This is a genomic window from Lachnotalea glycerini, from assembly GCF_003201285.1.
GTDB lineage: Bacteria > Bacillota > Clostridia > Lachnospirales > Lachnospiraceae > Lachnotalea > Lachnotalea glycerini.
The window spans coordinates 207,431-222,418 of the sequence record NZ_QICS01000001.1; the positions used below are offsets into that span (position 1 = coordinate 207,431).

Sequence of the window (14,988 nt, forward strand, 5' to 3'; positions counted from 1 at the left end):
AGAAAATATTATGAATACTACATTACCATTATTATTGTGCGATTTTTACAAAACAGTGCACAGTGAACAATATCCAAAAGGCGTGACAAAGCTCGTTTCTTACTTTACACCAAGAATGTCAAGAATTGAAAACGAGGATAAACTGATTGTATTTGGAGTACAAGCTTTTATTAAGCAGTATTTAATTGAATATTTTAATGAAAATTTTTTTCAGAAGGATAAAAACGATATATTGGAAGAATACAATCGTATACTTACTTATACCTTGGGGGAGGGCACTTATCAAGAGGAAAAAATCAGCAAGCTGTATGAGCTGGGTTATTTGCCTTTAGAAATTAAAGCAATCGCAGAAGGAACCAGAGTGCCTGTAAAAGTACCTATGATTGAGATTAGTAATACACATCCAGAGTTTGCATGGCTTGTTAATACAATTGAAACACTAATGAGTTGTTCTCTGTGGCATTCGATGATTTCTGCTAATGTAGGATATAATTATCGAATGATTGTTAATAAATATTATCAAATCAGTGTAGAAGATAATATTTCAAGAGCCAGAGCATTGGGAGATTTTAGCATGCGAGGACAAGAAAGCCTTGAAAGTGCCACTAGGAGCAGCGCAGCATTTTGTTTATCTTTCCTAAATACTGCTACGGTTCCGTCAATTTTATTTCTAGAGCATTATTATAATTGTGATTGCACGAAAGAACCCGTTGCTTTTGGATCAATTAGTACAGAACATTCTGTTATGTGCAGTAACACTGCAGTAGACGGAGATGAAATAACTATGCTTCGCCGTTTATTAAATGAGATTTATCCAAATCATTCTTTTTCTATGGTAAGTGACAGTTATGATTACTGGAATTTAGTAAATCATATTTTAGTAGAGTGTAAAGAAGACATTCTCAATCATAATGGCACTTTGCTTATAAGAGGAGATAGTGGTGATCCGGTGAAAATTATAACAGAAACAGTATTTCGCTTATGGGATATTTTTGGCGGTTCAATGAATTCAAAAGGCTATAAAGTACTGGATCCTCATATTAAAGCCATTTATGGTGACAGTATTACACCGCAAAGAGCTGTAGAAATCTTTGATATTTTGATTCAACATGGTTTTTCCTGTAATAATGTAGCTCTTGGAGTAGGAAGTTTTTCCATGCAGTGTTTGGAGCAGGATGACAAATTGAATCCTTTCACCCGTGATACTTTTGGTATTGCAGTAAAAGCCACCTATGCGGAAATAGAAAATACACCATATATGATTTTTAAAAATCCAAAGACCGATACAGCGAAATTCAAGAAATCCCAGCAAGGGTTATGCCGCGTTTTCTTAGAGGAATCTGGTAAAATCAGCTATGAAGATGGATTTGATAAATATACTTTCCCTAAGGACAAAGTCAATATTTTGGAAACCGTATTTAAAAACGGAAAGATGGTAAAAGAATATTCCTTATCAGAAATCAGAAACAGATTACATGCCAAGACAGGCGGATTTTGATAGCAGACTAATAAATAGAATGTCATCATATAAAAAGGAGTATCAATTATGAAGGAAATTGAATTAAATAAATTCGGATATATCAGGGTCGGAGCTGCTGTTGCGGCATTATCAATAGGAAATCCTGAATACAATGCAGAAGAAATCAAAAAACTTTGTATTAAAGCAGCAGCAGAAAAAGTGCAGGTTCTTGTTTTTCCGGAACTATCCTTAACCGGATATACATGTTCAGATCTTTTTCATCAAAGAATTCTTAGGGAAATGGCAGAAAACAGTTTAAAAAAGCTGATGGAAGAGACGGCTTTATTAAATATTGTAATTGCAGTAGGAATGCCAATAGAAGCAGACAATCAATTATTTAATTGTGCAATCCTTTTTCAGCAAGGAAGAATTCTTGGAGTAGTTCCAAAAACATATCTGCCATCCTATAACGAATTCTATGAAACAAGATGGTACAGGTCTTCACAGTCAAGAATCAGTAACAACATTGTTCTGTGTGGGCAGACGGTTCCTTTTCATGAAAATCTGTTATTGAAAGATAAAAATTCAAAACTTTGTATTGGCACTGAAATTTGTGAGGATTTATGGATGCCGATACCTCCAAGCTCTCAACATTGCTTGTATGGGGCAAATCTCATATTAAACTTATCTGCAAGCAATGAAATTGTTGGAAAAATGGATTATCGTAAACAACTAGTTACACAACAGTCAGCAAGATGTATATCGGGTTATGTATATGCCAGTGCAGGACAAAGTGAATCTACAACAGATCTAGTTTTTAGCGGACATTCCATGCTTGCTGAAAATGGAGTTATTGTATCGGAAACACGGTTTGAAACAGATAAAATCATTTACCGGGATATTGATATAGAAAAACTTATGAATGATAGGTTAAAACAAAATACGTTTATGGGAAAAGTGGAAAAACAAGATTACATTACAGTAACGTTTGAATTAAAACATGAGATTACTACATTGAAGCATTATAATAATGCGTATCCCTTTGTTCCTGGTTCAAAAGAACAGCGTGAAATTCGCTGTAAAGAAATATTTGCTATTCAATCGACAGGACTTTATCAGAGATTGAAAAAAACAGGTTCCAGAAAGACGGTTATCGGTATTTCAGGAGGACTTGACTCTACTCTTGCATTACTTGTTACGGTAGAAGCATATCAAAAACTCGGTAAATCATTAGAGGATATTATTGGTGTTACGATGCCAGGCTTTGGTACAACTGGCAGAACTTATCATAACTCAATAACATTGATGAAAGAACTCGGAATAACAAGCAGGGAAGTTTCTATAAAAGCTGCCTGCATTCAACATTTTAAAGATATTGGGCATAATTTAGAAACACATGACGTTACTTACGAAAATGTGCAAGCAAGGGAAAGAACCCAGATTCTTATGGATATTGCAAATCAAGAGGGAGGATTTGTGGTAGGCACAGGGGATTTATCAGAACTGGCACTAGGCTGGTGTACGTATAATGGGGATCATATGAGTATGTATGCGGTAAATTGCTCAATTCCAAAGACATTAGTAAAGTATCTTGTTTCGTGGTATGCCGATTCTGCCAGTAATCATAACATATCAAGAGCTTTAATGGATATATTAGATACACCTGTCAGCCCAGAGCTTCTTCCACCCGATGAAAACGATAATATCAGGCAGGTAACAGAAGATTTAGTTGGACCATACGAATTGCATGATTTTTTCCTTTATCATATGATTCGCTGTGGCTATTCACCTAAGAAGATTTTAATGTTAGCAGTTATGGCATTTGAAGATAAGTATGACGAGAAAGTAATACTTAACTGGATGAACATTTTTTACAAACGGTTCTTTCAGCAACAATTCAAGCGTTCCTGTCTTCCAGATGGTCCCAAAGTGGGATCTATCTGCTTGTCACCAAGAGGGGACTGGAGAATGCCAAGTGACGCAGCTTATGATTTGTGGGTATCTGAACTGCAGGATATGGAATGTTTATGAAAGAAATAAGGATGAAGTGAAATGGAGTATAAAAATGAATCAAAAAAAGGAAAATGAATTTTTAACGAATTACCATTTAGAAAATTACGATAGACCTTCCGTAGCTGCCGATATAGTTGCTTTCACAATAAAAAATAAAGAGACAGATGATTATAGAAAGCTTTCAAAAAAGGAGCTATCTGTTCTGATGATTAAACGCAATGAATATCCATTCAAGGATTACTGGGCTTTACCAGGAGGCTTTGCCAGAAAAGATGAAACACTTGAGGATACAGCAATCCGTGAATTGAATGAGGAGGCAGGAGTCTCTGACATTGCGCTTATGCAGCTTCAAACTTTTAGTGATATAAGAAGAGATCCAAGGGGGTGGATTATTTCATGTGCTTACCTGGCTTTGGCCGAAGAGGAGCAATTTCATATTACGGCAGGCAGTGATGCAGCGGCAGCGGAATGGTTTCAAATTAAATATGACCTTATTCAGGAAAAATCAGAAGAGATTATGCAAGGAAAATGTAAGGTAAAGAGATTTGAATTACAGCTTATGCATTCTGACATTAAGCTTGAAGCAAACATAGATATAAAAACTTATTTTACAGCCAAAAAGCAGAGAACGGAATATGAAATTACAAACATACAAGGTATTGCTTTTGATCATGCTAAAATAATTGGTTTTGCCATGGAGTATCTTCGTGAAAATTTAAACGGTTCTAAGCTTGCATTTGAATTGCTGCCAAAATATTTCACACTGACTGACTTGCAGCAGGTGTATGAGGCTATATTGGACGAAGAATTGCTGCCTGCAAATTTTAGACGTAAAATATCGGATTTTGTTATTGAAACAGATGAAATTACGAAAGGAGCCGGTCATAGACCCTCAAAGCTATTTAAAAGAAATATAGAACAATTTAATTAAAAAAGCGTTAATTGCTTTAAACATGAATATGAAAAGAGAAGCTGGCATGCTCTATGCAATGCAGCTTAGAGAGTTTTATTATGCTGCTTGGTGGGACGGCTGAAATGACGAACTGTATCCCCTGGCTTGTTTTAGCACTGATAGGAAGTATCGGAAAAGTGTTGCTGCAACTTTTTTACTGCATAAACCCATATAGCGACTTTTTCTGTACTTGCAAAAGTGCGAAACAAATAGCATTTGTTTTGGGTGCTTTTTCAAATAGTGGTACTATTTAAAATGATAACTGTGCATAGGTTACGTATCAACAACAATAATATGCCCTAATGGTTGACACAGTCAACTATTAGGGCTACAATATAGTTGATTCAATCAACGAAAGGGGCAAGAGCATGAATTTATTATCTTTCGCAAGGTATGTTGGTATATTCAATAGGCAAACGCAGGCATATATTACGGCAGCGTTTAGCAGCATGAATATTAGCTTTTCAGAATACATTCTTTTAATGAATCTGTATAACCATGAGGGAATCAATCAGGAGGATATATCGTCTATTCTTTTTATTGATAAAGCAGCAATAGCAAGATCAATAAAATCATTAGAAGAAAAGGGTTATATATCACGGGAGGTGGCAATAGAAGATAGAAGATCGAAAAAACTTTTTTTAACAGACTTGGCGAAAAAAGATGAAAAGTATCTTTATTCAATATTGGAAAGATGGGAGAATTATACTACAGAAGGATTGGATATAGTAACAAAAGACCAGATTTTTAAAGGACTTGAGACTATGGCAGAAAAATCTGCAAGCATAAATTTAAGTGACGTATCTAAATATGAAAGAAGGAAATAAGAAATGCTTTTCGGTTATTTCCAAGGTTATTAAATATTAATGCATATTAATATAGAGTAAAGGGACTCTGATTTAAAAGGAGAGGTATTATGTCAAAGATAGAAATTTGGGACAGTATAGACAAAAACAGTCAAATGTTAACAAAAATGGCGCGGGATATCTGGGAAAATCCAGAAGTCTCGCTTGAAGAGGTATATGCTTCAAATCTACAGGCAAAAGTTCTTGAAGATGCTGGCTTAAAGGTAACACTTGGTCTTAAGGGATTACCAACGGCGCTTATAGCTGAGTATGGAAATGGGAAACCAGTCATCGGCATATTAGGAGAATATGATGCGCTTGAAAGTTTGTCACAGGACTCTATATCGAAAAGAAAGGTACGTGTAGAAGGTGGACATGGACATGGCTGCGGTCACAACCTCCTTGGTACTGCTGGTGTTGGTGCTGTCATAGCAATCAAAAAAGCAATTGAACGCAAAGAACTTCATGGCACAATTCGTTATTATGGATGCCCGGCGGAGGAAGAGCTTGTAGGAAAACTATTTATGCTGCGTGACGGATATTTCAATCATTGTGATGCACTGCTGTATTGGCATCCGTCATCAAACAATACCCCATGGCGTGTGCCATGTCTAGCGTCTACTTCCATAGTTTTTAGCTTCAAGGGACTAACCGCCCATGCACCGCAGGCACATTTAGGTCGCAGCGCTCTTGACGCGGTTGAACTGATGAATGTTGGCGCAAATTATCTGCGTGAGCATCTTCCACGTGAGGTCATGTTCCATTACTCAATTCTTGGTAATGGGATCGCTCCAAACACCGTACCTGACAGATGTCAGTCTTGGTATATGGTGAGGGCTCCAAAGCGGTCATATCTTGATGAGACATTCCCACGTCTGGTTGATGTGGCAAAAGGTGCAGCTATGATGACTGGAACTACATTGGAAAATGTTGAGGTACTTGGTGGAGGTAATGATATGGTCATGAACCAAACACTGGCAGATCTATTCGTAAAAAACATGAATGAACTTAATGGTCCATCCTTTACTGATGAGGATTACTCTTTTGCTAAAGAAATAAACAAGCAATTTACACCAGAACAAAAATCTATGGGGGCACAGGCATTCCAGATTCCACCTGAATATTATGATAAAGATCTACTGGATGAGGTTGTGCCAGTAGCAAATGTTAAGGTATTACCAATCTCTGGCGATGCGGATCTGAGTTGGGTATATCCGTTTGGTGCATTTTACTGTGCTACATGGCCAATCGGTGTATTTACGCATACATGGCAAGCAACAGCATGTACAGGTTCTGGTATAGGAATGCACGGTATGCTGTTTGCCTCGAAGACATTAGCGGGTGCATGTTATGAGCTCATGACAGATGATAATTTAATGCAAAGGGTCAAAAAAGAATTCAAGGATTTAGATCTTCATTATAAGGTTAACATTGGAGCCGATTCTGTGCCGCGGAAAGTAATACTAAGATGATTAATGAGGATTTAAACATATAAATATAATGTCTATAAGAATATATGCAAAAAAGATCAGAATTTTATTTTGCCTGTTTGGCAAAATTTATAATTAAAATAAAGTACATTTGTTTGAAAAATGCGGGGCTGCCTCGCATTTTTTTTGAAATAAAAACACAATGCGCACGAATGCAAGTGGAAAATGTCACTGCGTAACAGCAAACTAACTATCTATAAGAGCCTCACTAAGGTTATGCATTCAAGCTTTGCTAGGATACTAGAAAGTGAGTGCTTCAAATCTAAATAGTTTTACAACATATATAAATAATAAAGATGTATTAAAATAATTAAAAATTATAATTTATATTGATGAAAAACAGACAATATGATATATTATAAGAAAATAAAATGATTAACGACAAAATATTTTTAATTTAGTAAAAATATAAACAAAAAAACGACAAAATAGTTAAATGCATAATATTAAAATAAAACAATATATTTATATTTAAATTGTCATATAATTGATTTCTATTAATTGCCATTAACAGCCTTTCAAATAAGGATGTCATAAATGGAAAAGTATCCTGTTAGCATGAAGAATATAGGCTGACGGATGCATGATAGATTGTAGAGACTTACGAGAGGATGTTAAAAGAGGTGGTTTAACTTGAAGGTTGCATTGATGTCAGTTGAGAATAATATTATACGAAAGGAAAAAAGTTATCGTAATATAATCGAAAGTCTTGCAGAATATAAAAGGCGGGAACAGTTATGGGACTGTCCTAACTTGGGACTTTTGACAATTGCCGGATATTTTCCGGAAAAATGGGATATCACATATATTGATTTAAATAAAGAGCCATTAGAGTATAAAAAATATGACTGGGTATTTATTTCTGCCTCTACGGGACAGATTAATCGTGCTTATGAAGTTGCTGATGGATTTAAAAACATGCAAGTAAAGGTAGCAATCGGAGGTATTCACGCATCTGTGTGTAAGGAGGAGGCTATGAACCATGCAGATGTTGTATTTGTAGGAGAATTTGAACCTGTTTATAAGCAGTTTTTGATGGACATGGAAGTAGGGACAGTGAAGAAATTTTATGAAAGTGCAGAAAAACCAAATTTGGATGATACAAAATGCCCCAGGTATGATTTAGCGGGCAAATATTCCTATCATGTGGTACCTGTTCAATTGTCCAGAGGATGCCCTCATGCTTGCAAATTTTGTGCATCGACAAAGGTTTATGGAAGAAGAAGGCGGGAAAAAAATTTGTCTTCTGTTGAAGAAGAAATTAAAACAATACAGAGCTTATGGAACCATGCTTTTTTATTTTTTACAGATGACAATATGTTTATAAATCGTGATTACATAATAGGATTGTTAAGAATATTGAAAAAGTATAAAATGCAGTGGTACGCTTTTTCAGATATTCGTATTTCAGATGATGATGAATTGTTGGAGCAACTGGCTCAAACAGGCTGCCGTCAGCTTTTAATCGGTTTTGAGAGTATGTCTGATGACAGTCTTTGTGAAATTAATGAAAATCAATGGAAAAAGAAACAAAAAAACAAATACTATTCTGCTGTTGAAAAAGTTCAATCATTTGGAATCGGAGTTGTAGGCAGTTTTGTATTGGGATTTGATCATGATAATGAAAAGTCGTTTGTTGATATTGCAGAATTTGTAGAACAGACCAAAATATATGCGACTAACATAACGATACTTACACCGTTTCCAGGAACTGATTTATATGAGCAATATGTGAAAGAAAATCGTATTATAAGTAAAAATTGGTCATGTTTTAACGGATTTGAATTAACTCATCATTTAAAACAAATGACATTAGAGGAATTTGAAAAAAATTATATGGAGCTAAATCAAAGAATTAATTCGAGTAAACGAATGTACGTAATGCTGAATTATTTTAAAAATATATTGAAATTACGTTTGCAGTGTGACAAAGGAGGAAATCAAGATGAATAAAGTTGTATTTGTAGGTGCGGTCAACCTCCCAGTTGGTAAAACAAACCAAATACAGATTGAGGGATGGGGGGTAAAATAATTGGATATTGCAATATCTGGAATGGGAGTTGTTTCAACAGCCGGATATGAACTGGAAGACTTTTGGAATTATCTATATGGTGGAAATATATCCTATGGAGTAGTAGATGAATTTAATAATCCAAACTACCGAGTACATATTGGTGCTGTTATAAAAGACAATATGTGGAGAGAAAATCTAACAGATTGTGAGAATGTTTTTGAATATGGAAGAGCCAGCCAATATGCAGCTAGTGCTGTGTTGCGGGCATTCGTAGATGCCAACTTGGATAGGATGTCTTTAAAGGATACACGTATTGCTTTGTGTATTGGTACAACAATGGGTGAAGTTGATTATGAAGAGAACATATCAGAATTGCTGGTGAAAGATGATGCAAATGATTTACCAGACATTAAGAAAATGGCTTATCGATATTCAAGTGATAATATTGCAGAAGGAATCTGTGATATGCTTGGTATCCGTGCAAATTACTATATGATTCCTGCCGCCTGCTCCGGTGGAAATTATGCAATCGCATTAGGAGAAAAATTATTAAGAGCAAATAAGGCAGATATTGTTATTGCAGGAGGAGTGGATGTTTTCTCGAGAGTCGCATTTACTGGTTTTCATAGGTTACTGACGTTATCACCGGATTATTGTCGTCCTTTTGATAAAAAAAGAAGAGGGTTGGTGATTGGAGAAGGTTGTGGATTTGTAGTCATGGAAGAGAAGGAGCAGGCAAAGAAAAGAACCGATATTCATGGATGCTTGTTAGGCGCTGGCGTGAAGTCAGATCGATATCATATGGTATCGCCTCATCCTGATGGAGATGGTGCTTATCGAGCTATGAAAGAAGCAATACAGACAGCACAGATAGGTAAGGATGATATAGATTATATATCAGCCCACGGCACCGGGACAAGTTCTAATGACAGGATTGAAGCCCATGTGTTGCAACAATTGTTTGGGGAAGAAAACATTCCACCAACCAGCTCAATCAAATCAATGCTTGGACATTCAATGGGGGCAGCAAGTATTTTGGAATGTATTGCTTCATTGCTAATGATGGAAAAGAAAATCATGTTGCCGACTGTAAATCTAATAGAAAAAGATGAGTGCGTAACGTTTAATTGTGTTCCGAATACTCCGCAAAAGAATAAGATGTCCTATGTTATGTCAAATTCATTTGCTTTTGGTGGACAGGTGGGAAGTATTATATTGAAAGGAAAGTGATGTATTTGAATATAGATAATGTGATTTGTATTACTTCGTCAGAGTGTTATGTTGGAAAAGAAAAATCAGGAGATCATGCATGTGTGATTGACGAATCTTATTACATATATTATCAAGGAGAAAATAAAAGCCGCCATTTTGACAGAATAAGTAAGATACTGCTAACAGGAATGTCTAAGCTTTGTGACAAATACAACTTGAATATGGAAAAGCTGAAAACTGCAGGGATTTATTTGGGAACCCAGTACTCTTCCTGTAATAGTATTCATACTTTTGATTCAAAAGCTTTGAATGATTCTCCACTATCGGTAAACCCAATTCATTTTCCAGATACGGTAATCAATTCACCGGCCAGCCAGTTAAGTATTGAGTATAAAATGGAAAATGAAAATTTTACAATATCAAATGGATTAAATGCTAGCTTGGATGCAATTGGTATTGCATATGAAAGTATCTTATCTAAAGCGACTGAAATAGCGATTGCAGGAGGGGTTGATGAATGGGGAAAAATCCAGTCATATGGAACCCAATGTAAAAAAGAAGTTGCAGAAGCAGTCGGGCTTGTTTTGCTTGAAGAGGTCAAACAGGATGAAGCCAGACAAAAATCTTATATTCAAATTATCTCTTATGTTTCGGAGAATGTGAAAAAAGATTGTATTTTATCGGCAGATATTATAAGTGAAGTTTTACGAAAGCAAATAGAAGAAAATTTAAAGGATTATGAACAAAAAATAGAAATATTTGTTAGCTCTTTACTGGATGAGACGGATGAAAAACATCTATTTGAAGAAGCAGTCAAGAAAAGTGGATTTGATATAGAATTACATTTTAACAATAAAATATATTTCGGTGCTACTGGTGTTGTTGAGGTTGATAAGATTTATAAAAAAAGTAAATTAGATTGTTCATTTCAAATATTATTAAATTTAAACAAGAGTATATTATCTTGTTTAATCATATCAAGGAATCCCCCTGTATCTTAAAGAGGAGTTGAATATAAAAATATAAAGCAGCAATTAGAAAAGGAGAAAGAAATTATGAATATTGAAAAAGAAATTAAGGGAATTATTAGTGAAATTGTAGGCATTGCAGAGGATAAAATCGATACAAAAGCATCTTTTCAGGATGATTATGGTCTGGATTCTTTGCGAGCATTAGAAATTTTGGCAGCTGTGGAAAATAAATTTGGTATTGTGATAGATCCGGAGAAACTTTCAGAAATGGTTAATGTTGATAATGTTGTAAGAATTGCAAAGGAATATATTAATGTATGAAAAACAAATTAACTTTTGAACAGATTAGAAAAATATTACCACAGCGTCCGCCATTTCTATTATTGGATAAAGTAATTGATTATGAAGTACATAAAAGTTTAGCAGGGTACAAAAATATAACGGGAACAGAAGAATTCTCCAATGTTCACTTTGGGGAGTGTGCTATTTATCCCGGAGTATTTCTGATAGAAATAGCGGCACAAGCCTCTGCATTGCTATTCCTTCTTTCAAATGAAGAGGTGGACATTAAGGAGAAAAAAAACAAGTTTGGTTTGCTTGGAAATGTTTCGCAGTTTCAGTTTTTAAATATTGTGACACCAGGTGATTGCTTAGAAGTTCATGTATTTATGGTAAGAGAGATTAATCAAATGGCAATTACAAAGGTTGAGATTACTTGTGAGGAAAGGCTGGTAGCAAAGGGGCAGTTATCTTTTGGAGTAAAAGAATATGAAGAAATATATCAATAATGTATTAATTACCGGATTAGGAGCAGTGACACCCTTTGGGTGTTCCTTAGAATCTATTTTTGAAAAGGTATTAGACTTGCAGATAATTCAAGAGGGAGGTCAAGAATGCATCAGCAAAATGGTAATTAACAGAAGTCATTCTATGGTTACCTGTAAAGAATTATTTCTTTGTATGTGTAAGGACGCAATTGAAAATGCGATTGCAGACTGGGGAAAAGACAGGATGAAATTTTTTGATGTTCCTCTTATACTTGGTTCCGGATTAGGATTGACAGACGCGCTGGGAGAACAAAGTTATAAATTAACTGGGAGTAATTTTTTATCTGAAATTGGTGATGAACTAAAAAAAACCTATGAGTTTATAGGAAGTGTATATTATTTTTCTAACGCATGTGCTGCGAGCAGTCAGGCAGTTTGCTATGGAGCGGACTTAATAGGATATGGGGAAAAAGAGATTGCTATTGTTGGCGGAGTTGATATTTATTCTAATATCGCAAAAGCAGGATTTGAGAGACTCTGTTCACTGGATCAGACAGGCTGCCATCCGTTTGATGCAGGCAGAAAAGGTATTTCAGTTGGTGAAGGAGCTGCCTTTTTTATCCTAGAGTCTGAAAGTTCTAACACTGTCATTTCACCCTTGCAAGCAAGTGAAAGCATGCATGTCAATATTGATAAAAGCTATGCTAGAATCATGGGTTATGGTTCAACCAATGATGCTTTTGATGTGGTACGAATGGATACGCAAGGTACTCAAATCATACGTGCAATGGAACAGGCTGTTACGATGGGAAATATAAAGAAACAACAGATAACAGCGGTGATTGCTCATGGAACCGGAACGAAATTGAATGATAAAGTGGAAGCAAAACAAATTTCTTGCTTTTTTCGTGATTGTGGGAAAATACCTTATGTTGTAGCTCCAAAGGGAATGTTTGGGCATACTGGCGGTGCATCTGGAGCAATTAGTTTATTATATGCAATAGGGATTTTTCAATATCATATGCTTCCGGCTATACCGGGTCTCGTTAATAAAGACCAAGAAATTTCAATTCCGTTGGTTGATAGGGAAAGTATGAAAATAGAAGCAAAATATATTTTAATCAATTGCTTTGCCTTTGGAGGAAGCAATGTAGTCCTTTTGGTAGGAAAGTAGAAAGATTTAGGTATGAAAATGAAACGAAAAGGAATTACAGTATATAAAAATATAGCAGGAAATGAATGGAATGAAGATACATTTAAGAGTATTCAATATCGAACAACAGATAATTTTACAAAGTGTGCAATAGCGGGAGTTAGTAAGGTTTTAATTGAGGTGGATGCTTCAAAAATCGATAAAAATTATCTTGGTGTTTTAGTTGCTACATCGACAGGCGCCTATCATTCGATTCAGAATATATATTCTGATTATCTTCAACTTGGGTTTAGAAAAATCAATCCGTCTTTGTTTCCTAATATTATGATGAGTACCGTATTATCATGGTGTACCAGACAAAGCGGGGCACATGGAAACAGTACAACATTATTGGTAAGTCAAAAACAGGAAAAAGAGCAGATTTATGAATATCTGAGCATGCAGTTAGACAGTGGTCGCTGTAATTATATGATTGCAGTTTATTTAAACGATCAAGCAGATGGATATTGTATTTGGACAGAAAGAGAAGAAACTGCGATTCAAAGAGGAGATCATATAAAGATATATTTTTAGAATAACAAGAACTGTAGTATTTTATTTCATAGGAAAGACCTTGTTGTTAACGTATAAAAGTTTTGATTCCTATAAAATAAAAACACAATACGCACGAATGCAAGAGGAAAATGTCACTGCGTGTCATCATTCGGCGCGGCAAAACGGTCAAGTCGGTTATTGTGAGGGATTATGAAGCTGATAGGGACTTGTCCGCTTTGTTCAAATCTTAGGAGGAAAACAAAATGTGTAATATACTTCTGCTGGTGCCCAAAAGCCCAGGTCCTGTTTTGGGAAAAAGGTGGAATTCTTCTTGGTCTGAGGAATTAGAGGAAATAGTAACGAATAATTATTGGTATACCATAGCGAATGGGGTACTGGTATTAGGAGCAATTGCAAAGAAACGTGGTTTACACGTTGATATCGTAGATGAGGAAATAACCAATATAGATTACAGTATCCATTATGATATAGTAGCTATGTATACAGTTACACCAAATGTATGCCGTTGTTATGAGTTGGCACAAAAATATAAAGAACTTGACTCCTATGTAGTCTTAGGTGGAGTTCATGCTACTGTATTTTCAGATGAAGCCTTGCAGCATGCAGACACCATACTAATTGGGGAAAGTGAATATACATGGAATACTTTTTTAGATGACTTTCAAAAAGAAATTCCACAAAGAGAATATAGGCAGGAAACAGGAACTGTTAATTTGAAAGATTCACCGATTCCTCTATTTGAAGCAATTCCATCAAATTATGATGGAATGATTCCGATTCAAACGGCAAGGGGATGTCCACATGGCTGCCAGTTCTGTGATTTAAGAAGTTTATATGGAAATTCATATCGTGGAAAATCAATCAAACAGGTGCAGTCGGAAATTGAAAAGACACTACAGGTAAACCAATCTAAGAATATTTATTTTACAGATGATAATCTGTTTTGCGTGAAAAAAAGAGCATCAAACATGATGGAGATGTTACAGGAATACAAATTATCATGGGTTACCAATACAGATGTGTCATTTGGTATGGATCAGGAATTAATTAAGAAAGCATCCAAAGCGGGATGCAGGAGAGTTTTAATTGGACTGGAAAGTGTGAATCGATCGAATTTAATCGATTTGGATCAACATAATTTTAAAAGTAAACACAGGGATTGTTATGAAGAAGCAATTGAAAATATTCAGGGGCAAGGAATTGGAGTAATAGGGAGTTTTATCGTAGGCTTAGACGCAGACACCGAAGAAACGTTTTCTGAGATTTATGAATTTGTACAAAACACTGGTTTGTCGGGAGTCAACATTACAGTAAATACGCCCTTTCCAGGGACTGAAATGTTTCAAACAATGAAGAAAAATAATAGGATTCAAACATTTGATTGGGGTCAGTATACCATTTTTCAGCCTGTGATTAGTATAAAAAATATGCCAACCGATGTATTTCAAGATCAGTATGCTGACTTACTGTTAAAAATACATGAACCGGAAGCTGTTATGGCTCGAAAGAATATTATGAAAGAGTCAATCAAGAAAAGGCTAAACGGATAGGAGAGGT

14 protein-coding genes are annotated in these 14,988 nt (G+C 35.4%); all 14 read left to right on the top strand.

Translation table 11 applies throughout. From position 1 onward, the window contains the following. Positions 1–10 precede the first annotated feature (10 nt). The 14 genes from C8E03_RS00950 (at position 11) to C8E03_RS01015 (ending at position 14,981) form a co-directional block, all read left to right on the top strand. Positions 11–1,498 carry a nicotinate phosphoribosyltransferase gene (locus C8E03_RS00950; RefSeq protein WP_110290019.1) on the top strand — a complete coding sequence of 496 codons (1,488 nt, stop codon included), beginning with the start codon at positions 11–13 and terminating at the stop codon, positions 1,496–1,498. A 48-nt stretch (positions 1,499–1,546) separates the two neighbouring features. Further along, positions 1,547–3,490: an NAD(+) synthase gene (locus C8E03_RS00955; RefSeq protein WP_094376741.1), complete on the top strand. Its 1,944-nt coding sequence runs from the start codon at positions 1,547–1,549 to the stop codon at positions 3,488–3,490. Between the two features lie 34 nt (positions 3,491–3,524). Next, complete coding sequence (locus tag C8E03_RS00960; protein ID WP_110290384.1) at positions 3,525–4,403, top strand: NrtR DNA-binding winged helix domain-containing protein; 879 nt, start codon at positions 3,525–3,527, stop codon at positions 4,401–4,403. Positions 4,404–4,456: 53 nt separating this feature from the next. Further along, complete coding sequence (locus C8E03_RS00965; protein ID WP_110290020.1) at positions 4,457–4,678, top strand: hypothetical protein; 222 nt, start codon at positions 4,457–4,459, stop codon at positions 4,676–4,678. Positions 4,679–4,792: 114 nt separating this feature from the next. Continuing rightward, positions 4,793–5,251: a MarR family winged helix-turn-helix transcriptional regulator gene (locus C8E03_RS00970; RefSeq protein ID WP_110290021.1), complete on the top strand. Its 459-nt coding sequence runs from the start codon at positions 4,793–4,795 to the stop codon at positions 5,249–5,251. Between the two features lie 146 nt (positions 5,252–5,397). Further along, positions 5,398–6,741 carry an amidohydrolase gene (locus C8E03_RS00975; protein WP_170122849.1) on the top strand — a complete coding sequence of 448 codons (1,344 nt, stop codon included), beginning with the start codon at positions 5,398–5,400 and terminating at the stop codon, positions 6,739–6,741. Positions 6,742–7,392: 651 nt separating this feature from the next. Continuing rightward, the gene (locus tag C8E03_RS00980; RefSeq protein WP_110290023.1) at positions 7,393–8,712 is read left to right on the top strand and encodes a B12-binding domain-containing radical SAM protein; all 1,320 of its coding nucleotides are present in this window, start codon (positions 7,393–7,395) and stop codon (positions 8,710–8,712) included. Between the two features lie 79 nt (positions 8,713–8,791). After that, entirely contained in the window at positions 8,792–10,003 is a 1,212-nt protein-coding gene (locus C8E03_RS00985) for a beta-ketoacyl-[acyl-carrier-protein] synthase family protein (RefSeq protein WP_094376744.1), read from the top strand. 5 nt (positions 10,004–10,008) lie between these two features. After that, positions 10,009–10,986 (top strand): beta-ketoacyl synthase N-terminal-like domain-containing protein, encoded by a 978-nt coding sequence (locus C8E03_RS00990; RefSeq protein ID WP_170122850.1) that lies wholly within the window; start codon positions 10,009–10,011, stop codon positions 10,984–10,986. A 54-nt stretch (positions 10,987–11,040) separates the two neighbouring features. Next, positions 11,041–11,277: an acyl carrier protein gene (locus C8E03_RS00995; protein WP_094376746.1), complete on the top strand. Its 237-nt coding sequence runs from the start codon at positions 11,041–11,043 to the stop codon at positions 11,275–11,277. Beyond that, positions 11,274–11,744 (top strand): 3-hydroxyacyl-ACP dehydratase FabZ family protein, encoded by a 471-nt coding sequence (locus C8E03_RS01000; RefSeq protein WP_110290025.1) that lies wholly within the window; start codon positions 11,274–11,276, stop codon positions 11,742–11,744. Before C8E03_RS00995 ends, C8E03_RS01000 begins: the two co-directional genes overlap by 4 nt. After that, complete coding sequence (locus C8E03_RS01005) at positions 11,725–12,897, top strand: beta-ketoacyl synthase N-terminal-like domain-containing protein (RefSeq protein ID WP_110290026.1); 1,173 nt, start codon at positions 11,725–11,727, stop codon at positions 12,895–12,897. Before C8E03_RS01000 ends, C8E03_RS01005 begins: the two co-directional genes overlap by 20 nt. A gap of 12 nt (positions 12,898–12,909) precedes the next feature. Then, positions 12,910–13,449: a hypothetical protein gene (locus tag C8E03_RS01010; protein WP_110290027.1), complete on the top strand. Its 540-nt coding sequence runs from the start codon at positions 12,910–12,912 to the stop codon at positions 13,447–13,449. A gap of 224 nt (positions 13,450–13,673) precedes the next feature. After that, positions 13,674–14,981, top strand: a complete 1,308-nt coding sequence (locus tag C8E03_RS01015; RefSeq protein ID WP_094376750.1) for a B12-binding domain-containing radical SAM protein — start codon at positions 13,674–13,676, stop codon at positions 14,979–14,981. Positions 14,982–14,988: the final 7 nt, after the last annotated feature.

Coding starts and splice junctions, on each gene's coding strand:
- C8E03_RS00960 (WP_110290384.1), top strand. CDS start 3,525: ATGAATCAAAAAAAGGAAAATGAATTTTTAACGAATTACCATTTAGAA.
- C8E03_RS01010 (WP_110290027.1), top strand. CDS start 12,910: ATGAAAATGAAACGAAAAGGAATTACAGTATATAAAAATATAGCAGGA.
- C8E03_RS00950 (WP_110290019.1), top strand. CDS start 11: ATGAATACTACATTACCATTATTATTGTGCGATTTTTACAAAACAGTG.
- C8E03_RS00955 (WP_094376741.1), top strand. CDS start 1,547: ATGAAGGAAATTGAATTAAATAAATTCGGATATATCAGGGTCGGAGCT.
- C8E03_RS00970 (WP_110290021.1), top strand. CDS start 4,793: ATGAATTTATTATCTTTCGCAAGGTATGTTGGTATATTCAATAGGCAA.
- C8E03_RS00965 (WP_110290020.1), top strand. CDS start 4,457: ATGCAATGCAGCTTAGAGAGTTTTATTATGCTGCTTGGTGGGACGGCT.
- C8E03_RS00975 (WP_170122849.1), top strand. CDS start 5,398: ATGGCGCGGGATATCTGGGAAAATCCAGAAGTCTCGCTTGAAGAGGTA.
- C8E03_RS01015 (WP_094376750.1), top strand. CDS start 13,674: ATGTGTAATATACTTCTGCTGGTGCCCAAAAGCCCAGGTCCTGTTTTG.
- C8E03_RS01000 (WP_110290025.1), top strand. CDS start 11,274: ATGAAAAACAAATTAACTTTTGAACAGATTAGAAAAATATTACCACAG.
- C8E03_RS01005 (WP_110290026.1), top strand. CDS start 11,725: ATGAAGAAATATATCAATAATGTATTAATTACCGGATTAGGAGCAGTG.
- C8E03_RS00995 (WP_094376746.1), top strand. CDS start 11,041: ATGAATATTGAAAAAGAAATTAAGGGAATTATTAGTGAAATTGTAGGC.